The following is an 18,764-nucleotide window of genomic DNA, read 5'->3' on the forward strand; positions in this document are numbered from 1 at the left end:
AGGCAAGCAGGCTTGAAAACAATCCGAATTAGGAGCGTGATCGATAATGACTTGGCTGATGGGTGTTGTTGTTATCGTCATGGTGCTTGGCTTTGTCGGCACCATGATGATCGGACAATCCAAGAGCAATAAAGAGGCGAATTCCGGCTATTACGCGAATGCGGAGAAGAAATGGAACAATCTCAGCGGTATCTATATCCTCAGCATGATCGCGGTCGTTATTATCATCTTTGCCGTCCTGTTGAAGTAAGAGGTATGTATTGTAATCTACATTACGGTGAGAATAACGAAGGGGCGTTAAGATACAGCTATCAATTCAATAGAGCACAATAACGATTACAAAAGGAGCGGCCCAACATGGATAGAATCGAAACAGAAGCGGAATTTCAAGAACTGGTCAATCGAGATCAATATACCGTCATCAAATTCGACACGACGTGGTGCCCGGATTGCAAAAATATGGACCGATTCATCGGTGCGATTATCGAAGAGAATAAGGATAAGGACTTCTACGCGCTCGATGCCGAGCAATTTCAGCCGATCGCGGAAGCGAATGATGTACGCGGCATTCCAAGTCTGCTCGTGTATAAGAATGGCCAGAAGCTGGCGCATCTGCACAGCAAATTCGCCAAAACCCCCGGTCAAGTTCAGGAATACCTGGATTCCCTGCACTAAGCATCGTTTGGAATGGCATAACGTATAACAACCCTCGGCTTCCGCCGAGGGTTGTTGTTTTTGTCTCTTTTATCCAATTCAGGCGACACGAAACCCTTAGTTCTGGGACAACAATCTCTTGTACACGGAGATGATCCCGAAATGAATGCCTTCATGATATAAGTTATAACGGAGCGACTGCTCCGGCGTATGCAGACCGAGCCCCGTCGACGTTGTAATGGTAGGCGCGGATTCGTTCAAGCGGCTGACAGGAAGCAATTCGCGAATTCTCTGAGGCTGATTCTTTAACAATTGCTCCAGCTCCGGTATCGTCGGCACAGGAGCCGAGATCGCGATTTGGTCCTGCGGAGACGTTCCATAAGGAAAGCGCTCCATAAATCCTTCCGGCAAATGAAGAGGCAGATTCAATTGCGACAAAGCCAAGATTTCCGTCACGGTGTAGACGTGACCAAGCTGCCAGCGGATATTATTGCGGAAACCGGCCGGCATTCGATCCCCAAGCTCCTCGGTTACTCCCTGCAGCAGTTCAAGCGTTTGACTTCTGATGAAGGCCAATTGGTCGAATAGATTTGTTTCCATTACATCGCTCCTTTAGTTGAATTCCATTCTCGCATTTGGTATGTTGCCCGGAATAAATCGTTGTACTCCTAAGTGACATTGTCATTATGACGTGCTGCATGCAGTTAAGCCCGTTCGGTATGGACGGTCTTGCCTTCATAGAAGAGACGATCCATGGCCGCCTCTTTCTCCTTGGCCGCCATGGAGGCTGCCGTTAATTTGTAGAAAGCAGTTTTACTGCCTAAGGGGGAGACATATCGTTCTAAATGACTCCGCCCGAGCGGCCGATCATAGTAGCCGGGTACATATTTGTCCAGCATGACTTGCATGGCTTCCATTGCCTCGTCGAGGTCGGTTAACTGATGCAAGGAGCCTTCGATGATGACGCTCAAATAAGCCGTATCGGTCTTGGCTGGGATCGGACTCGTAATGGTCCCGTAATTCTCGCTGACGGTGAAGCAAGCACGAGGGTTATGCTCGATATAAGTGACTTTTCTCCCTTCTTCCGCCCCGTGAAAATAAATCGCGCCGTTCAGCCAAACGAAATTGAGAGGAATAACATAGGGGATGTCTTCTGAAGACAAGCCGAGAAATCCAATACGGGCCTGTTCGAGAAAGTGCTGAATTTTGCCGGTATCCGTACACGTGCGTTTCTCGTTGCGAATGGAATGCATCGTATTCATCACCTTTGTTTGATTGTTTACTCGCGTTCAAGCGTCTACTTAAGTGCCTGTACTGGTTTAAATGTAGTGTAACCAAGTACGATAAATCTCTGGCTCGAATATGCATGGGAAAATGAGCGAATTAGAAAACGATATTTTCGTAAGCAGATGTATTCGTAAACGTCGGCATGGCTATGGGTATCGGTACCTTCTCTAGTTGTAATTCCACTGTTCCTGCTCTTCTTCGCACAGCTGAAACAGAGCCGCAGCTGAACCAAGAGCCGGACGATTAATAATTCAAGACAGGCACAGATAGGCCCACGCCCACATATAATGTAGAACAGTCTCGAATCGTCGGGGAGCCATGGATCTACCCGGCCATTACATTATGGGGGTGGCCGTATCATGCCTGGATTATTTGCTACGATCGCTTTGTTTATTAAACAGTTGTCACTGCTCGTCTCCTATGTCAAAAACAACGCATTTCCCCAGCCGCTTCAAGAAGAAGAAGAACTGCGCCACCTGCAGTTAATGGCTGAGGGCGATCAGCGTTCGCGAAATTTGCTTATCGAGCACAACCTCAGACTGGTCGCTCATATCGTAAAAAAATTCGACAATACAGGTGAAGATCTCGAGGATCTGATCTCCATCGGGACCATCGGTCTAATCAAGGCGATCGAAAGCTTCCAGACCGGCAAAGGCACGAAATTGGCAACGTTTGCAGCCCGCTGCATCGAGAATGATAATCTAATGTCATTAGTGCTGCATCGTTGATTAAGATATTTAAGGAAGCCACAGCATTCATGTGGCTTTTTTCGTGTTTATTTTAAAGAATGAAGAACCTACAGCCAACGATGAAGAATTGATTGCTCTGCTGGCACGGCAAACCTTTTTGGGTGACCGAGCCAAAGAAGTTATCTCCCATGCTACTGTCGGTGTGGTAGGATTGGGCGGGGGCGGCTCACACATTGTTCAACAATTGGCCCATGTAGGATTTGACCACTATGTATTGTTTGATGGTGACCGAATCGAAGAGTCGAACCTTAATCGGTTAATCGGCGGGACTGTTGATGACGTCCAAAACCGAAAGACAAAGGTTGAAATTGCCGAGAGGATGATTCGCAACTTACAACCAGGAGCCGTTATTCGTTCATTTGTTTCGGATTGGCAACAACATGCAGAAGAGATTCGCAACTGCGATGTTGTGCTAGGGTGTTTGGATGGTCTCCAGGCAATGAGCGAACTGTAGGCTACATGTAGGAGATTCCTAATTCCTTACATCGACATCGGTTTGGATGTGTATCCCGAAATCGAAAACCAGCCGCCCCGGAAGGCAGGACAAATAATTACTTCGGTCCCAGGCTTTCCTTGTTTACGATGCATGAACTTTATGTCGGATGAGGATATAACACGGGAAGTGCAGCGATATGGAGCAGCTGGTGTCAGGCCACAGGTAGTGTTTGCAAACGGTGTTCTTGCCTCTACTGCTGTAGCCGTAGTGGTGGGTCTGTTAACTGATTGGAGTAAATCCACTCGAGGACCGATATTCTTATCCTATGACGGAAACAAGGGAACCCTTATACCGGATGTGCGCCTTCAATTCGCCAAACCTTGTAACCATTTTCCTTCTCAGGATGTAGGGGAATTAAGACTGTAGAACTGCAAATACAGGCACGATGTAGGTAATATTCGAAAGTGCCTTTATATTTGCACCACGCTGCAAAAACAAAGGGACCGTTTTTATCAGTCCCTTTAAGAATTGATGCCCTGTCCACTCTAAAGCGGAAGGGCATTTTCTTGTTTACTCCTCGTCCACAAAGAAAACTGATCTAGTCAACATGCCATCATTCATCTAATAAACCATCAAAATCAATAATCCCCAGGTAATTCAGTGTGGTTTCAAGCAACTCATGTCTAAGCTGCCGTTGGATTATTCTTGGATGGATTCCCTGCTCCAACATCAGATGTGCCATGGTATATCTAAGCCAATGAGAAGTGACCCTCTGAACGCCAGCAGCTTCACATATTGATTCGATCCAATTGTTCAAATCCTTCTTGGTCGTTAATCTTTGACCATTTGATTGAATAAAGAGATAGGTATTGCCTTCCTTAAAGCGCGCTTGATTGAAAGGATGCTTCACATAAGCTGCTAATTCTTCGGTAAGTGTTTCACTTAGCCTAACAGAGTTTGAGCTTGTTTTTTGGCCGCGGCTAACATACAGGGTCGCTCTATCAAAATCTATCTGGTCAATCTGTAATTCACGAGTTTCCTGGTTTCTTAAGCCTGTGTTCACTAGCAGGAAAATGAGTAAATAGGACTGTTTGATAAATGGGTCCATACGTAATGCTGCATTCAATAGCTTCTCCACTTCATCGTTAGTAAGCCATTTGTTTAGGACGCTCCTATTGTAGTATGGGTTTTTATAGTAGAGTAGAGGATTTTTATTGATTAATTTCATGCTTTTCAAAAATGCAAATAAATGTCTAAGTGCAGAAATTGTATTTGCTAAAATCGCCTTGGTAGCGCCGTTATTCAGCAGGTCTTCAATAAATTCATCAATGAACGTATTGTCAATCGGATCGAAGTGAGTCCTTTCAATGTCGCATACAAACTTATCGAAATCGAGCGTCCCTTTAAGTCCTGCCTTTTCTAAATACTGACCAAATCTGCGGTAAGCGGTTCGATAATTTTCTTTTGTTTTGTCCTTCAAATTTGTATACTTTTCCCAATATCCAATGTATTCAGATTCCATTAATATAGACATACAGAGCCCTCCGTGGATTATTTGTTATTGATCCCTTTTGCGAAGGGATGTTTTTCGATTGCTGCTTTCAATTGCTGTGTAAACAATTTCAGATAAACAGAAGTTGTTTTGACATCACAGTGTCCTAAGAGGCGAGACAAGGTATAGATATCAATACCTGAATCCAGTGCATACACGGAGAAGCAATGTCGGAATGTGTGAACACAGTAGTCATTCTTTTTATCTTCCGGAATCGTCGTGGCTCTTCTGATATAATCCTTCACAAAGGATTGAATGGCGCGGTTTGAGAGTGACGACTTTCCGCGATTAGCCGAAAAAACGAACAGATCCCGATACTCTTCATAAGGCAGAGTACTTTTCTGAGATTGAAATGTAAATTCAACATAATCCGTTAAAATGGTGTACCCCAGAGCGCTGATATGTCGCTTTTGTTTAAAGCCGCCTCTGCCTTTGGCGATAACATAGAAAGTGGGAGATTCATTCAGAATATCTGCAATCCTTAAACGAGCAAGTTCGCATAAACGAATACCACTGGACAGAAAAGTCATCACAATAACAAAATTCCGGTAGTTGCTCTGACTAAGCTCCACAACTTCATTTATTTGCTCTACTGTAAGAGCTTTTGGAATTTCATCCTTTGGCATGGGTAAAGCTTTTAGAATAGGCTTCAAATCTTCAATGGTATCCTTATAGAAGTGTTTCACTGTAACCCTGAAAAAGGCACTCAAGAAGCCACATTTACGTGAATAGGTAGACTTATTCGTTTTATAGTTCTCTAAATAATCTTTGATAAGGATTGGTTCCATAAGCTGCTCCAATGTTGGTTCGGCTTTACAAAATTTCGCTACATGCTTAATAAACAAACCGAACTCGTATTTGTATCCTCTTCTGGATTCCGGAGCTAAGCCGAGATAGTAGCCGGATGATAAATAAAACTGCCGGACCTGCTCAAGAGTTACAATGGGTGTAACATCGCTTGTAACCGGCGCTACGACTACCTTTAGGTCCGACAATGCAGATTGTAAACGATCTAGTCCATACTGTTCGATAGCTAATTGCAGGGTGTTTTTCAGTTCTTTAGACTTTGTGGATGCTTTTACGATAGGCATTTGTTAACTCTCCTCACATGAGAATCTACTTTACAGTCCTACCGGACTGCCTTATAATACAAATATCTAATCTTTCATTTTCAAGCGGGTGTAGCCAGGCGGCAGGATCCGTACCGTGGGCTCCTTATGGAGCAGAATGTTCAGACCCTTACTAGGATAGGTCTGTCCTTTTTCACAGTACGAAACCTGAAGTGTTGGCTTATTTGTGTTTCTGCTGAAAAACATCTATTCATGGATGCTTGTGACATGTCTGACACGAAAGGTTTCCGTGTTGCCAAATAGATTGAACTTTTTCATAGCAGCCCCCAGTTCATCTGTACTACGGTGGATATAACGACTGGCGGTTTCACTTTTGGAAAATCGGCCGAGGTATTTTAAAAGCTTTGGAGTACACTCCTCCTTTGACAGCTTCGTAACATAAGTGTGTCGAAGTAAATGAAGTCCTCCCGGATAACGCCATCCCGCTATTTTGCTGAATATTCTGTAGTAGACGTAGAGGGAATCGGCGAAAGAAGAAGGTACTAGCCCAAAGATGTTGCCTTTCAAATCAGGGTTCTTCAGCTGAGATAATGTCTTTACAATCTGGTGTGGGAGGAGTAGAACATCAACACGGCCTCCCTTGCCGTAAATTTTGACGGAGGGCCACCCACGGGTGTTGAAATTTTCCCAGCGAAGGGATGAAACTTCGATCTTTCTTAATCCGAGGTAAAGCATACACTCGAATGCAAGTCTGTACAGTTTCGGGTTCGGAGCGTATGTTTCGATTACGGTGAAGAGTCTTGATATTTCGTCATTAGTTGGTATGTCGCGGTACAAGTACTTTTCATACTTGATCTTTCGGATCCCCTCCGTGATATCATCCAGGAGTTTGCTCTCTTGATAGAGACTTTGGAAAAGGTTGATGACGAAGCCCTGGATATAATTGGCGTGACTAGGTTCGAGATCATCACTCAATACCTTCTGCTTGAGATAAGCACCGAATTCTACAAGATGTTCATTCTTTACTTGATACAGGGGCACCGAATCAGGGTTGAATTGCTGAAGGTCCGCGTACACAGTGGTTGCCCATGAGAGAAAGCGGAAGTAGGCTCGTTTGCGTTCTTGTATGGTTTTCTTGCTTACTCCCTTTAATGTAGCCAGGTGTGACAGTATGGTCGGATGTTGGAGCGCCGGTATATTTCGTGATTTCTTCTGCAAGTGAAACCATTCCGGTTTTTCTTTGCGAAAGTAGAGACGAAATAACAGCTTCAGATAACGAATGGTTGTATCAGAATTTGCGGCATCCGCTGCTCTCTGAAACAAAATATGGTCTTGGAGCGCAGCGTCATCAAGATCTTTGCTGAATAGCTTCTGTTCTTTGGCGATGTCATTCATCAAAATTTGAAGGCCACGAATAAGTCGGAAATAGTTATCAGGGGAACATTTTTTGGCCCTGATCTTGAAATAGGCGTGTAGCTTCTTCGAAGCGAATGAGGGTAGCACAATATTTTCGAAAAGCCAGTTATTGATTGCTGTTGCTCGAAATCCGGTGTCGGTTTCATTCGATAATGAGATAGATTCATCATTAGCAGAAAGGTTATACATTGAACTTAACATTTCGATTACCGCCCCTTTCGTATTCAACTTGCGAATTGGGTAATTCGGTTTGTTATTCATCAGTATTAACCCCTTTCGTGAAAAGTAGACTTTATCTGCAAGAACTTGCGTGAAAGCGGCTTTGTACGCAATATATTTCGCTATTTACTTACACAGGTAGGTAGCGAGCGACAGCTGGGTTGGCGGGGCATTGGCATGGTTGATTGTTAACAAATCGATCAACTGCTCCGCTCCTTGAAAAGTTGATAACGGAGGCACTCTCTGATAACTTGACCAAATTAATCATCTACAGGAGGGATCGGTATGAGGTTCAAGAGCTTTTTTATCATTATTTCTTATTCAAGTCAGAACTTACTTCCGGTCCACAAATGGTCCAGGTTTTCAAGCGTTTTGTAAGTTTTAGGACGTTATCGGGGAAAAATCGTGAGAAAAATAATGTGAAGTGGACCATTTCTGGACTTTTACTGAATCGGGTTGTGTAGTCATGCTATTCTTGACCTGGTGAACGATTATGAATCAAAACCAGGACTTGAACGATCGCACAGCAATATCAATAAAGTCTGAAATGTCTAAAAAAATGCGTATCCCTTCAAAGGAAAGGATACGTTCAATTAAAAAGGATAGAAATAAGTGGGTAAAACTGCTTATTGATCAAAATCATCTTGGAAATCGAAGAAGAATACTAGCTGAATCCATGGACCTAGGGATTAGTAATCTTAGAGAGATTACAGGCTGGGGAAAATCAACAGCATCCGATTTGCTTCGAACATCAGTAATGAAGGAAAGTACCCGTGAAATTGGCCGTGAATTTATTGCTCATTTTGGGATTTTCACTCGATCTTCATACTCATTAATTACTGATGAAGATGCAAGTCTGGAATGGGAAGATACTTTGTTTAGATTAATTGAGCGCGACTGTATCGATGTGGAAGAATTAAACAAACAGATTCATATTGCTCTAGCAGATGGCAGTCGATTCTTAAAAGGAATCGTGTTAAAGAGCCAAGGCAAGAAACTGTATCTTCGCTTTGAAAGAAGAAACGGTTTGGTAATAATTGACCTTGCAAATGCCGATCTGACGACCTTTAGAATTTTTTCTGACATTCTACGAAACACTGAGATTTCCTGGAACTACTTGTTTTACCCTACGATCTTTCCTAATAAAGAGTTCTTAATTTTCGTAGGGAATGCGGACGAATCTCGGATGCAGGAATTATTAAACGAGGATTTGTGTTGGGCGGATAAATGGGACAGGCTTTATCGGTCGACATAGTCATGAGATTATTAAATTCACCTTTAGCTATTGGTGAGAATGGATGTGCATTACTAAATTTTCATTTTTAAAAGTATAACACAACAAAAAGGAAGCCTCCGTTTTCAATCTGAAAATGGGGCTTCCTTTTTGTTGTTTTCATTTATTTAGGCCTCATTCCTAAAAAGAATCACAAACGAATTCAATCGCAGCTAGGGGGATGCCACGTGAATATAAAAATCATCGTAAATAATAGTGATCGCAAGGCTAAGGCCGCTTGCTATAACTTACTGATAGACAAATATAGAAAATCCGGAAAAGATCCTATTCCAACCAACAAGCAGGTTGATGATTCCGCTAACAAATAAATGACAATGTAATATCCCTGAGGGTCTGATATCCTTCTTCATAATCTTAACAGGTTATGATGGAGGCTATCAGACCCTCTTAGTTTATAGAATATGTATTCGCTGACAATCTAAGGTCAATTTGTACATATACAATTGAGTCATGCTTAACATATACAGGTTGATCAAAGTTGGACCAGACAATATACATCGCAATAACAGAAACGCAGCACTACTTCGAATTATGGTGCTACAAGATGTCAAGACAGCTTTTTAGATTTTTAAGGTGTGAATTATTGCACAAGGTCAGCTTTAGCGTCCCTTAACGCTTGATGGGGAAGCCATTCATCTGGAAAAAGTTGCCCTTTTCATTAAAGTAACGGTCAGAATTGCGTAATAAATTTACACATGTAAATGGAAATATTAGTTTATACATTATGGAGAGAGGAGATTTTGAAATGAACGAAAGAACAAGAGTTTTTACTGGTTCGCTTTGGGAGCCAGTTGTTGGATATTGTAGAGCCATTCGTGTAGGGAATCGTGTTGAAGTAGTAGGTACAACTGCTATGAAAGATGGTGAAGTTATTGGAGTAGAGAGTGCCTACGAACAAACGAAAAGCATTATAAAAACCATAGAAGAAGCACTTCATAAAGTTGGAGCGAATTTAGCAGATGTTGTTAGAACAAGAATGTTTGTAACTGATATATCAAAGTGGGAAGAGATTGGGAAAGCCCATGGAGAGTTTTTCAAAGATATCCAACCTGTTGCCACAATGGTTGAAGTTAAAGCACTTATTGACTCAAGACTTTTAGTGGAGATAGAAGCAGAAGCTATTGTAAGCGGTGAATAACTTTGTGAGTTTTTTATTGTGCTAACGGGCACGATACTTCAAATAAAGACACGAAGGCAGCCGATTGGAAAAGATCGGCTGCCTTCGCTCAACTAACGGGCAGGATATTATAACCAATTAACGAATGTTAGTGTATTGAGATGTTTGCGAAGCTCACTGATAAAGACATTAACAGAAATCCGAAAAACGTTTAAGGGACTGATTATATGAGTGATGAAGAGAGAAAAGTTAAAAAAGGACAAAAACGAATACTTGTGTTTTTCATCTTCATTGCAGTTCTGATTTTTCTAAACCCATTTTCAATCAGTTTATATATTAATAACTACTATTTAAATCATTTTGAAAAGTCATTGAATTCGATACCTATTCCTTCAAATACAAGAGTAGTGAAACTATCTTCAAGCGTTGGACTAAACTCTGCTTATAAATTTGGAGAAGAAGCTTCAAATGGAGATCATTGTGATTTTCTTGCATTTAAAGTGTTAGAAACATCACTTTCTGAGAAGGAAGTTACTGAGTTTTATAAGAATCGATCGGTTAAAGCAGCGAAAGGAAATGGAATCGTTCAAATAGTAATTAAGGACTTTAAAGAAGCGAGCAATGGCAACAATAGCTTTAGAATACAGGTGTATGATCCTGATCATAGTGCAATGTTGGATATAAGATGCGGATAGCGCAAAGGAGTTTCGGACTTCTGATAACACCATATTCACGCTTCGAGCCATTCGGCAAGGTTCATTACACTAACGGGAAACGATAGCTCAATCATGACACGACGGCAGCCGGCCTGAATAACGGCTGCCGTCGTTGCGCTAACAGGCAGTTTAGTGTGGTCATTCAAAGGATTGAAATTTGGAATTATTAGGAGTATTGTGTGATTCAAGGAGGAGATTAGATGGTGCCACCTGAAGTCAAAGTAATTTCTGTATTAATTACAATATTTCTTGTGCTTTGGACAGGAGCTGCATTGTTCGCCACTATTAAGCCAAGAACATTTTGGAATATAACTCAAGGGTGGAAGGCAACACGAGAACCTTCACCTGCTTATTTTTTATTTTCTCGAATCGGAACTGCAATATTAGCATTCATTGGTCTTGTATTGTTAATCCAACCATATTTCAATTGAAAGCTTAAGCTAATTAGGAACGATAGTTCAATTACGATATGCGGCAGCCGGTCTAACGATCAGCTTCCGTTTCCATTGAAGTAACGGGCAGATTTGCTTAAGAGCTAAGGAGGGAAATTCTGTATCTGTTACGAATTACTATCGTGTTGAGGATGGAAAAGGAAGAGAACGATGAAGGTTACCGTCGGTGTACAAGCAGTTATTTTAAAAAACAATAAGATCCTAATTATTAAGAAACAGGATGATGACGGTGATGTGACTTACATCCTCCCAGGTGGCAAGCAAGAGTTTGGTGAAACAATAGAGCAAGCTGTTTGCCGAGAAGTATTCGAAGAGGTCGGTATAACCATAAACGTTGACGAGCTTTTATTTCTTCGAGAATTTATTGGGTCCAATCATGAAAACGCCGAAACTAATAAAAACCTTCATATCGTCAGTCCTATTTTTTTATGCAGTATGCAGCCCGGCGACGATATTTCTCTAACTCCCCCGAATCCAGATCCGGACCAAATTGGAGCAGCTTGGATTAATATTGATGAGTTAGGAGGCTTACGGTTTTATCCAAAGCAGTTAGTGCCCCAATTAATTGAAATTGCTAGCGGAAATAAACCAAGACTCTGCTACGTTGGCGATATTAACTAATTGAAGTTCATTGAACTCCTAACGGGGAACGATAGCTCAATCAAAACACTAAGGCAGCCGGTCAGATTGGAGGCGGATTCATTGTCAGCTGTTTATAAGAATCCCTTGAACATTCGAAATATCGGAGATCCCTTTATATTGAGAACGACGGACGGCAAATACTATTGTTATCCCACATCGGCGCAGAACGGTTACAAGGTCTGGTCATCCGAAGACCTGATCGAATGGACGGACGAAGGGTTCGTATACGAGAAGGAGCGCAATGACAAGGCTTGGGGCTACAAGCAGTTCTGGGCTCCCGAGGTCGTGGAGCGCGAAGGCCAGTTCTATATGTATTACACGGCGCGGTGGAGCGAGAAGGACAGCTTGCGAATTGGAGTTGCCATTGCGGAGAGCCCGACCGGTCCTTTCGTTGACGTATTCGACCGACCTCTGTTTGACTTCGGCTATGCCGCAATCGACGCGCATGTCATGCTGGGTGATAACGGCACTTATTACCTGTACTATTCAAGAGACTGCTCCGAGAATATCGTGAATGGGCGGCATGAGAGTCATATCTACGGATTCGAGCTGGATGACGATATGTTGACTCCGAAACAGGAAGGAAAGCTTCTGTTGCAGCCTGACCAGGAATGGGAATTCAAGTCCGGACCAGATTGGCTTTGGAATGAAGGGCCATTCGTCGTTCGGAATAATGGTCTGTATTACTTAATGTATTCGGCGAACTGCTTCGCCCACCGGGATTATTCGGTTGGTTACGCGGTCAGCGAATATCCGCTGGGGCCGTACCGGAAGTACGAACATAATCCGATTCTATTCTCCGATTGTGAAGAAATATCCGGGCCAGGGCATCACAGCGTAACGGACTCTCCCGATCGCACGGAGCTATTCATTGTGTATCACACGCATTCCGACCCTGTAGTAGGCGGTGGAGACCGACAAGTCTGCATGGACCGAATGGCGTTCCGGGAAGACGGCTCCATCGTCGTTCACGGTCCGACGCTGAAGGAGCAGAAAGCGCCTTCGTGATTCTGAATCATGACCGGGCGGTATCCGCGCACGACGAGGTGTTGGGCGAACGGGCAGTCGAAAGCCATGGAATCGGCATGGCGCTGACCGTCGATTCGCTCCCCCGCGTGGCGCTCCGTGGTAGGCCCCAAAATGCCTCCCTCGCTTTCTACTGCGAGGGAGGCATTTTGAATTCATGGCTGCTAAAATCCAATAAATGTGCACGGTGGATTGTGCGAGGTGCTAGCTCGTCTGGATCACCTGATAAAGAATATATAAGCCGTTCACTATGAAAGAACGAATTAACTTTCATGCTCTGTGGTGCAGCAGCATTGGGACTGATTAAATCTAAACGATCTGATTGGTATGCGACTTTTTCGGAGTTATTCCGTTCAAAGTAAAGTGAATTACAAACCGAGATTAAAGCCCTAACAGGGAATGCAAATTGATAATTATGAAAATGAGTGAAGGCATTAAGCTATCGGGAACGATAGTTCAATCATGACACGACGGCAGCCGGCCTGAATATCGGCTGCCGTCGTTCAGCTAACGGGCAGCATTCCTATTATGAAGAAATACGAGGTTTGAGAAATAAAAAGACTCCTTGGTATGATGTTAATGGGTCCACGACGCTGGCCGGCTGAACGGATCCCAAAAACAAACCAAGGAGAATACAACATGAATTTTAATCAAAATGAACGAATTAATCAAATCACATCTTCTACCTTAATTGTCGGTGTAGACATCGCAAAATTCAAACATGTGGCTCGCGCACAAGACAACCGCGGAGTCGAGTTCGGGAAGCCAATTACGTTTGAAAATACCCAGGCAGGATTCGAGTTGTTTGTGAGCTGGTTCAAGAAGATCATTGCAGAACAAGGTTTCCAAGACGTCATGGTAGGCATGGAACCAACCGGTCACTACTGGCTGAACCTTGCTCATTTCCTTAGAGGAAAGCAAGTTAAGTACGGTGTTGTGAATCCGCTGCACGTGAAAAAGAGCAAAGAGTTAGACGACAACTCTCCAACTAAAAATGACATTAAGGATGCGAAAGTCATTGCACAGCTGGTCAAAGACGGGAGATACGCCGTTCCAAGCCTTCCTCAGGGCATTTATGCAGAATTGAGGGAAGCGATGAAGATTCGCGATCACCTAACGACTGACCTTTGTGTGGTCCAAGCGCGTGTCCATAACTGGCTAGATCGGTACTTTCCAGAGTTTCTAACGGTATTTAAGGATTGGGAATGCAAGTCTGCCATCCAAATGCTGAGCCTCTATTTACTGCCACATGAGCTTGTAAACGTACCGGATAAAACCTTGCTGCAGCACCTGAGAGAGGTGGCAAAGCGAGGACTTGGCCTAGGTCGGATCAAGAATTTGAAGGAAGCAGCGTGTCGTTCAATAGGCATAAGAACGGGCTCGGAGTTAGCGAAAATGGAGCTTAAGCTCTTGCTTACCCAGTACGAATGGCTTCATAACAAGCTCGAAGAGTTGGGAGCAAGATTGAATGAATTACTCATACAGATTCCTCATGTGCAGCAATTGCTGGCCATTAAAGGGATTGGAAGAGACACCATCGCAGGATTCCTTGCGGAGGTAGGTGACATTAGCCAGTACCGTCATCCCAAACAGATTAGTAAGCTAGCTGGATTGAATTTGAAAACGAACTCATCTGGTACACATACAGGACAGACCAAGATTACAAAGAGAGGCCGAAAACGCCTTCGCGCCTTACTCTTTAGAGTAATGATGCCGTTGGTCGCTAAAAACGCCGCCTTCCGTGCCTTGCACGAGTACTACACCAAACGGTCGATAAATCCGCTCAAAAAGATGCAATCTCTCATCGCGTTGTGTAACAAACTCATACGGATCCTGTTCGGTATATTGAAGAAGGGACATGAGTTCAGTGAAGAGAAAATGATCCAGGATATCCCTCGATTCGTAGAATTACCGCAAGCAGCTTAATTGAACGTTTTTCTTTTGACTTAGTAATGAAAGAAGCAGATAACAAGAAGCACGGATGAGTCGGAACGGCACTAACATACGGACGAAGATCCTGTCGGGCAGCATATCTGACCTCCACCTCATGGACAGGTTGAATGAAGGAATGTGGGAGCGTAGACTCTGCGAGATGTGGGAGGGTTGACCGCCATGAGCTTATGTGGAGATCCAAAGGTGCAACCATACTTTACCGAAGTAACCACTTTTTACAGAGAGTGGTCTAGGTGGAGACTTTATTCGCCTTTGCCAGCCCCATAAATTTCTTCATCTACAACTTCGTTCCATCTAAATGTTATCTGTGAGGAAGTGTACTTGGTCAAAATCTAAGAAAACGAGAGCATTTAAGAGAAAGGCGATTCTCCATAGAGGGAGGTTAACGCAACAAATGGAACTTTTTTACGTCTAAATTTCAGACAACTATTGGACCTATTTTTTTATTGAAGGGAAGATAATGAATGACTGAAAAGAAAAAATTATATCTAGTTAACATGTTGGTGTTGGCAGTTATCCTCTTTCTTGTAGCCGCATATGTACTACACACCTCGACACCAGTAACAGACTTTTTTTTAGCGTTATTGGCTTCGCATTTCATTATAGATAAACTTGTTAAATAATTAACTTACTGACATTCAAGTTCAACTAACGGGAGACGATAGTTCAATCACGATATGCGGCAGCCGGTCAAACGATCAGCTGCGTTTCCATTGAAGTAACGGGCAGGATAGATCAATCATTTCGCGAATACTTACAGCATGGATTTTTGCGAGTTCGTAAGACAGCACAAGAGAGAATCGGAAAGTTGAGAATTACATCAATATCATTTGAAGGAGTGCATTTCTATGGATTTCAATTCCATATATTTTCATGATTCAGAACTCAAAGAAATAAAATACGATTGGAATTCATTTACTCTAAATCTTATTCTAAATATTTTTATAGACGGTCCACGTAAACCTTTTCAACAAAGTATCTTGAAATTTACTGAATGTACTTTGTTTGAAGTGCCTCATAATGCACCTTGGGGAGATTCATTTTACATAAACGGAGCAAACCAACTTCTAAGTGCAGATCAAGAAATGAGCACATATGAAATTGAAATGCAATCAGGGGACATTATAAAGATAAATGCAAGAAGATTTGAATTATTAGTAAACGTAGATTAGAAAACAGAATTTTGGTCGCTTTCAAGAAGCCGTCCCTCTAAATAACCCTTATTCATGCTGTTCAGTCCGCCTAAGCCTCTTTGGGATTAAACTAACTGGGAACGATAGTTCAGAGAATATAAATGCAGGAGGTTTCAGATGAAGGAGGAGTGGATAGATGCTGCAAAGTTATTAGCAACGGATCCGACCATATCCATCAAATGTCCTGATTGCAAAGATCACGTATTGATTGAGGTAGTAGACATTGATTCACCTTTAAATACAGTGGAATTTGAAACGTATATGACTTGTCCTCGCTGTAAAGCACAAGCTGTTTTAAGATTGCAGCGTAAAGAGGCTTAAGCTAACTGGGAACGTTAGTTGAACGCATTTTGGAGCAGTTTGCCGGCGGCAGCTGCTCCATTTTTCGTTAACGGGCAGTATAGCGCGATGATATCTTAATAAAAAAAATAGAGGCTGCCGAATCGGCAGCCTTAAGTTTTATCAAAGGAAAAATAAATTCTAACTCAATTATTAGTCTAACTAAGGGAAAAAGATAAGTCTACAACTTTTTTGGTATTTCATGTAAAGTTGTTTGTGACCTGACCGGGAAACGTTTGAGCGAGGAGGATTAACATGGTATCTTCTGGAATATTGTCTAAAGCAGCTAAATCCTTTGGATTTGATGTTGAAACCTTGGCTTTTATCAGTAATTCAACAAATGAAGTGTACCGATTTTCAAAGAACGATTCACAATACATTTTACGACTATCAGAAAAGTCATTTGATTATGTGAACAGAATAAATGCGGAAGTCCACTGGGTGCGCTATTTGGCCGAAAACGGAATACAGGCTTCGTTGCCTATCACAACAACGGATGGAGAATTAACCGCCGTTTATAATGAGAATGAAAAATGGGTTATAGCGACAGCTTTTCAAATGGCGTCAGGGATTTTTTTTGATAGAGAGCCGGGAATGTGGGGCCCTTCTTTGTTTCATCAATGGGGTGAATTGATGGGGAAGATACATAGCCTCACGAAATCTTATAACCCTGGGGACCTAAGTTTAAAAAGAGCTGAGTGGGGGCCTGCCATACTTGATAACCCTCACTTAAGGGAAGGGAGCTACCGGATTCTCCTTGATAAATTACAGTCACTAGAAAGCCTGATTTCTTCCTTCCCTAAAGATGAGAAATCGTATGGGTTGATCCACTATGATTTCCATCCTTATAATTTCCTTATCGATCAGGGAAAGATTACAGTTTTTGATTTTGATGACGCGATATACGGCTGGTTTGCGCTGGACATTGGGGTAGCAGCGGCCCATGCGGTTTGGTGGGGTTCACCAAAGCATGATCGGAAATCAAAACGTGAATTTGCAACACGGTTTTTGAATGAGTTTCTTACAGGCTACTTAAAGCAAAATAGCTTGGAAACATACTGGATCCAACAGATTCCTCTATTCATGGATTACAGAAATATTAGTTCTTTCTTCTGGTGGCTAAGCAGCTGGGACGGAGATGAAGGACATCTATCAGAATTTCAGAAAAGTGCTATCGCAAACGCTGTTGAACGCATTCAAAAAGGCCTGCCTTTTGATGGATGCGACATTCAATTGTAACACCAGGCTATCGAAGGTATCGACAGTTTGTTGAAGTAACGGGGAACGAGAGAGGGGTATATTCGATTGATTTATAGACCCAGGGTATGTGCAGCAATAGTTAGGGATGATCAAATACTTATGGTATATCATGACCATCAAGATTGTGGTTTTTGGACATTACCGGGTGGTGGTGTAGAAGAAGGGGAAACTCTTGAAGAGGCAGTGATTCGTGAAGTTAAAGAAGAAGTAAATTTATATGGTAAAGTCCAACGGTTATTATTTGAGGATGAATATGAATACGGGCCTGTCTATTGTTTCTTGGTTAATGTAAATGGTAGCCAAGATGCTTTATTAGGTTATGATCCAGAACTTTCAACCGATAAACAGATCATGAAGAGGCTTAGCTGGATAGACCTTCAACAAATGAAAGAAGATATACAGGTTTCAAAAGTGATAAGTTCACTAGCGTAAGGTTTTTACGCTACGGGGAACGATAAACAACGCATCTTGGAGCAGTTTGCCGACGCAGCTGCTCCACTTTTCATTAAGCTAACGGGCAGGATTGCGCAACAAACCCATTAACTTTACGTATAGGAAGTAAATGAAAACAAGGGTGGAATACAAGTGGATTTTCAACTAAGTACGGCGGTAATTCAGGTTTTAACCTTGATATTAATAGTGTTTTTGGGATTCGTATTCTATAGGGTTGTAAAACGGAGAAAATAGGCATGCAATATGCGATTTAACTAACGGAAACGATAGTTCAACAAAACACGAAGGTAACCGTCCAGATGATCGGTTGCCTTTGTTCAGTTAACTGTAGAGATTAGTTTCAAAAAGCGAATCATCATGTCCGAATCCACTCCCGCATAGGTTGTACAATACAGGGGGGATCGAAATGAAGGTATTGAATACTGATTTTTCAACATTTCTGATTCGAACGATATTAGGAATTATTTTTTTAGCACATGGTCTTAATAAGATAAAAGGAATGGATGCAACCATTCATCATTTTCAAATGAATTTTGGGTTGCCGATATATTTAACTTATGCGGTAACATTGATTGAAGTGGTTGGAGGGGCATTGTTAGTCCTCGGAGTTTTCACACGGATTGCTTCAGTTGGGATTACCATTGTTATGATTGGAGCTATTTTTACGGTAACTTGGGAGAAGGGTTTTATAAACGGATATGAATTCGATTTAGCTCTTCTTGCAATGTCAATTTCATTAATTCCCAAAAAGTCCAAATTAAAATAAAATTGGAGGGATAGAGGTATGAGTGATTGAGCAGAAATCAAACCAACCATCCGCGATTTGATGCAGTTTCATGTGGAGGCACTGGAGTTAATAGAGAAGAATTTGAATCTTCATTTGATAAAACTAACGGGACACGATAGTTCGCAACACGACAGCAGCCGGCGTATCAC

At 42.3% G+C, this 18,764-nt stretch carries 22 protein-coding genes and 1 pseudogene; 17 read left to right on the top strand and 6 right to left on the bottom strand.

Annotated elements, in window-relative coordinates; all coding sequences use genetic code 11:
* Window positions 1-46 precede the first annotated feature (46 nt).
* Together KXU80_RS26745 and KXU80_RS26750 are read left to right on the top strand one after the other, a co-directional pair.
* On the top strand, window positions 47-250 hold the full coding sequence (locus tag KXU80_RS26745) for a hypothetical protein (RefSeq protein ID WP_219836108.1): 204 nt from the start codon (window positions 47-49) through the stop codon (window positions 248-250).
* A 107-nt stretch (window positions 251-357) separates the two neighbouring features.
* Window positions 358-675 carry a thioredoxin family protein gene (locus tag KXU80_RS26750; protein WP_219836109.1) on the top strand — a complete coding sequence of 106 codons (318 nt, stop codon included), beginning with the start codon at window positions 358-360 and terminating at the stop codon, window positions 673-675.
* A gap of 96 nt (window positions 676-771) precedes the next feature.
* On the opposite strand, the gene KXU80_RS26755 is transcribed toward KXU80_RS26750, so the two are convergent.
* Window positions 772-1,254: a DinB family protein gene (locus tag KXU80_RS26755; protein ID WP_219836110.1), complete on the bottom strand. Its 483-nt coding sequence runs from the start codon at window positions 1,252-1,254 to the stop codon at window positions 772-774.
* 104 nt (window positions 1,255-1,358) lie between these two features.
* Entirely contained in the window at window positions 1,359-1,907 is a 549-nt protein-coding gene (locus KXU80_RS26760; RefSeq protein ID WP_219836111.1) for a pyridoxamine 5'-phosphate oxidase family protein, read from the bottom strand.
* A gap of 393 nt (window positions 1,908-2,300) precedes the next feature.
* Here KXU80_RS26760 and KXU80_RS26765 point away from each other — a divergent pair.
* Together KXU80_RS26765 and KXU80_RS26770 are read left to right on the top strand one after the other, a co-directional pair.
* Window positions 2,301-2,654, top strand: a pseudogene (locus KXU80_RS26765) (sigma factor); the annotation flags it as partial.
* Between the two features lie 46 nt (window positions 2,655-2,700).
* On the top strand, window positions 2,701-3,144 hold the full coding sequence (locus tag KXU80_RS26770) for a ThiF family adenylyltransferase (protein WP_219836112.1): 444 nt from the start codon (window positions 2,701-2,703) through the stop codon (window positions 3,142-3,144).
* Between the two features lie 595 nt (window positions 3,145-3,739).
* On the opposite strand, the gene KXU80_RS26775 is transcribed toward KXU80_RS26770, so the two are convergent.
* From KXU80_RS26775 to KXU80_RS26785, 3 genes are all read right to left on the bottom strand, one after another.
* Window positions 3,740-4,660: a tyrosine-type recombinase/integrase gene (locus KXU80_RS26775; RefSeq protein WP_219836113.1), complete on the bottom strand. Its 921-nt coding sequence runs from the start codon at window positions 4,658-4,660 to the stop codon at window positions 3,740-3,742.
* A gap of 17 nt (window positions 4,661-4,677) precedes the next feature.
* Window positions 4,678-5,769 carry a tyrosine-type recombinase/integrase gene (locus KXU80_RS26780; protein ID WP_219836114.1) on the bottom strand — a complete coding sequence of 364 codons (1,092 nt, stop codon included), beginning with the start codon at window positions 5,767-5,769 and terminating at the stop codon, window positions 4,678-4,680.
* Between the two features lie 225 nt (window positions 5,770-5,994).
* A complete protein-coding gene (locus tag KXU80_RS26785; RefSeq protein WP_219836115.1) occupies window positions 5,995-7,425 on the bottom strand; it encodes a tyrosine-type recombinase/integrase in 1,431 nt (476 codons plus the stop codon).
* A gap of 451 nt (window positions 7,426-7,876) precedes the next feature.
* Here KXU80_RS26785 and KXU80_RS26790 point away from each other — a divergent pair, with 451 nt between their 5' ends.
* The 7 genes from KXU80_RS26790 to KXU80_RS26820 all read left to right on the top strand — a co-directional run bounded on the left by KXU80_RS26790 (window position 7,877) and on the right by KXU80_RS26820 (window position 12,612).
* Window positions 7,877-8,638: a hypothetical protein gene (locus KXU80_RS26790; protein ID WP_219836116.1), complete on the top strand. Its 762-nt coding sequence runs from the start codon at window positions 7,877-7,879 to the stop codon at window positions 8,636-8,638.
* Between the two features lie 206 nt (window positions 8,639-8,844).
* Window positions 8,845-8,985 (top strand): hypothetical protein, encoded by a 141-nt coding sequence (locus tag KXU80_RS26795; protein ID WP_219836117.1) that lies wholly within the window; start codon window positions 8,845-8,847, stop codon window positions 8,983-8,985.
* Window positions 8,986-9,422: 437 nt separating this feature from the next.
* A complete protein-coding gene (locus tag KXU80_RS26800; protein WP_219836118.1) occupies window positions 9,423-9,815 on the top strand; it encodes a RidA family protein in 393 nt (130 codons plus the stop codon).
* 206 nt (window positions 9,816-10,021) lie between these two features.
* Complete coding sequence (locus tag KXU80_RS26805) at window positions 10,022-10,489, top strand: hypothetical protein (RefSeq protein ID WP_219836119.1); 468 nt, start codon at window positions 10,022-10,024, stop codon at window positions 10,487-10,489.
* Window positions 10,490-10,710: 221 nt separating this feature from the next.
* The gene (locus KXU80_RS26810) at window positions 10,711-10,941 is read left to right on the top strand and encodes a DUF6199 family natural product biosynthesis protein (protein WP_219836120.1); all 231 of its coding nucleotides are present in this window, start codon (window positions 10,711-10,713) and stop codon (window positions 10,939-10,941) included.
* A gap of 171 nt (window positions 10,942-11,112) precedes the next feature.
* Window positions 11,113-11,583, top strand: a complete 471-nt coding sequence (locus tag KXU80_RS26815) for an NUDIX domain-containing protein (protein ID WP_219836121.1) — start codon at window positions 11,113-11,115, stop codon at window positions 11,581-11,583.
* An 81-nt stretch (window positions 11,584-11,664) separates the two neighbouring features.
* Window positions 11,665-12,612 (top strand): glycoside hydrolase family 43 protein, encoded by a 948-nt coding sequence (locus KXU80_RS26820; RefSeq protein ID WP_219836122.1) that lies wholly within the window; start codon window positions 11,665-11,667, stop codon window positions 12,610-12,612.
* Here the strand turns inward: KXU80_RS26820 and KXU80_RS26825 are convergent.
* Window positions 12,573-12,743, bottom strand: coding sequence for a hypothetical protein (locus tag KXU80_RS26825; RefSeq protein ID WP_219836123.1), 171 nt, complete (start codon window positions 12,741-12,743; stop codon window positions 12,573-12,575). The genes KXU80_RS26820 and KXU80_RS26825 overlap by 40 nt on opposite strands.
* A 526-nt stretch (window positions 12,744-13,269) precedes the next feature.
* Between KXU80_RS26825 and KXU80_RS26830 the strand changes: the two genes are divergently transcribed.
* The 6 genes from KXU80_RS26830 (at window position 13,270) to KXU80_RS26855 (ending at window position 18,594) form a co-directional block, all read left to right on the top strand.
* Window positions 13,270-14,556, top strand: a complete 1,287-nt coding sequence (locus KXU80_RS26830) for an IS110 family RNA-guided transposase (protein WP_219836124.1) — start codon at window positions 13,270-13,272, stop codon at window positions 14,554-14,556.
* An 875-nt stretch (window positions 14,557-15,431) separates the two neighbouring features.
* Entirely contained in the window at window positions 15,432-15,755 is a 324-nt protein-coding gene (locus tag KXU80_RS26835; RefSeq protein ID WP_219836125.1) for a hypothetical protein, read from the top strand.
* A gap of 138 nt (window positions 15,756-15,893) precedes the next feature.
* Entirely contained in the window at window positions 15,894-16,097 is a 204-nt protein-coding gene (locus KXU80_RS26840) for a hypothetical protein (protein WP_219836126.1), read from the top strand.
* Between the two features lie 273 nt (window positions 16,098-16,370).
* Window positions 16,371-17,354, top strand: a complete 984-nt coding sequence (locus KXU80_RS26845) for a phosphotransferase enzyme family protein (RefSeq protein ID WP_219836127.1) — start codon at window positions 16,371-16,373, stop codon at window positions 17,352-17,354.
* A gap of 120 nt (window positions 17,355-17,474) precedes the next feature.
* Window positions 17,475-17,807: an NUDIX hydrolase gene (locus KXU80_RS26850; RefSeq protein ID WP_258171171.1), complete on the top strand. Its 333-nt coding sequence runs from the start codon at window positions 17,475-17,477 to the stop codon at window positions 17,805-17,807.
* A 427-nt stretch (window positions 17,808-18,234) separates the two neighbouring features.
* A complete protein-coding gene (locus KXU80_RS26855) occupies window positions 18,235-18,594 on the top strand; it encodes a DoxX family protein (protein ID WP_219836128.1) in 360 nt (119 codons plus the stop codon).
* Window positions 18,595-18,764 lie beyond the last annotated feature (170 nt).

It is taken from the genome of Paenibacillus sp. R14(2021) (assembly GCF_019431355.1).
In the GTDB taxonomy this organism is placed as follows: Bacteria; Bacillota; Bacilli; order Paenibacillales; family Paenibacillaceae; genus Paenibacillus_Z.

What these genes read in the sequence shown, in the direction of transcription:
- KXU80_RS26745 (WP_219836108.1), top strand. Translation starts at nt 47, where the DNA reads ATGACTTGGCTGATGGGTGTTGTTGTTATCGTCATGGTGCTTGGCTTT.
- KXU80_RS26750 (WP_219836109.1), top strand. Translation starts at nt 358, where the DNA reads ATGGATAGAATCGAAACAGAAGCGGAATTTCAAGAACTGGTCAATCGA.
- KXU80_RS26755 (WP_219836110.1), bottom strand. Translation starts at nt 1,254, where the DNA reads ATGGAAACAAATCTATTCGACCAATTGGCCTTCATCAGAAGTCAAACG.
- KXU80_RS26760 (WP_219836111.1), bottom strand. Translation starts at nt 1,907, where the DNA reads ATGCATTCCATTCGCAACGAGAAACGCACGTGTACGGATACCGGCAAA.
- KXU80_RS26775 (WP_219836113.1), bottom strand. Translation starts at nt 4,660, where the DNA reads ATGTCTATATTAATGGAATCTGAATACATTGGATATTGGGAAAAGTAT.
- KXU80_RS26780 (WP_219836114.1), bottom strand. Translation starts at nt 5,769, where the DNA reads ATGCCTATCGTAAAAGCATCCACAAAGTCTAAAGAACTGAAAAACACC.
- KXU80_RS26785 (WP_219836115.1), bottom strand. Translation starts at nt 7,425, where the DNA reads ATGAATAACAAACCGAATTACCCAATTCGCAAGTTGAATACGAAAGGG.
- KXU80_RS26790 (WP_219836116.1), top strand. Translation starts at nt 7,877, where the DNA reads ATGAATCAAAACCAGGACTTGAACGATCGCACAGCAATATCAATAAAG.
- KXU80_RS26800 (WP_219836118.1), top strand. Translation starts at nt 9,423, where the DNA reads ATGAACGAAAGAACAAGAGTTTTTACTGGTTCGCTTTGGGAGCCAGTT.
- KXU80_RS26805 (WP_219836119.1), top strand. Translation starts at nt 10,022, where the DNA reads ATGAGTGATGAAGAGAGAAAAGTTAAAAAAGGACAAAAACGAATACTT.
- KXU80_RS26810 (WP_219836120.1), top strand. Translation starts at nt 10,711, where the DNA reads ATGGTGCCACCTGAAGTCAAAGTAATTTCTGTATTAATTACAATATTT.
- KXU80_RS26815 (WP_219836121.1), top strand. Translation starts at nt 11,113, where the DNA reads ATGAAGGTTACCGTCGGTGTACAAGCAGTTATTTTAAAAAACAATAAG.
- KXU80_RS26830 (WP_219836124.1), top strand. Translation starts at nt 13,270, where the DNA reads ATGAATTTTAATCAAAATGAACGAATTAATCAAATCACATCTTCTACC.
- KXU80_RS26835 (WP_219836125.1), top strand. Translation starts at nt 15,432, where the DNA reads ATGGATTTCAATTCCATATATTTTCATGATTCAGAACTCAAAGAAATA.
- KXU80_RS26840 (WP_219836126.1), top strand. Translation starts at nt 15,894, where the DNA reads ATGAAGGAGGAGTGGATAGATGCTGCAAAGTTATTAGCAACGGATCCG.
- KXU80_RS26845 (WP_219836127.1), top strand. Translation starts at nt 16,371, where the DNA reads ATGGTATCTTCTGGAATATTGTCTAAAGCAGCTAAATCCTTTGGATTT.
- KXU80_RS26850 (WP_258171171.1), top strand. Translation starts at nt 17,475, where the DNA reads ATGGTATATCATGACCATCAAGATTGTGGTTTTTGGACATTACCGGGT.
- KXU80_RS26855 (WP_219836128.1), top strand. Translation starts at nt 18,235, where the DNA reads ATGAAGGTATTGAATACTGATTTTTCAACATTTCTGATTCGAACGATA.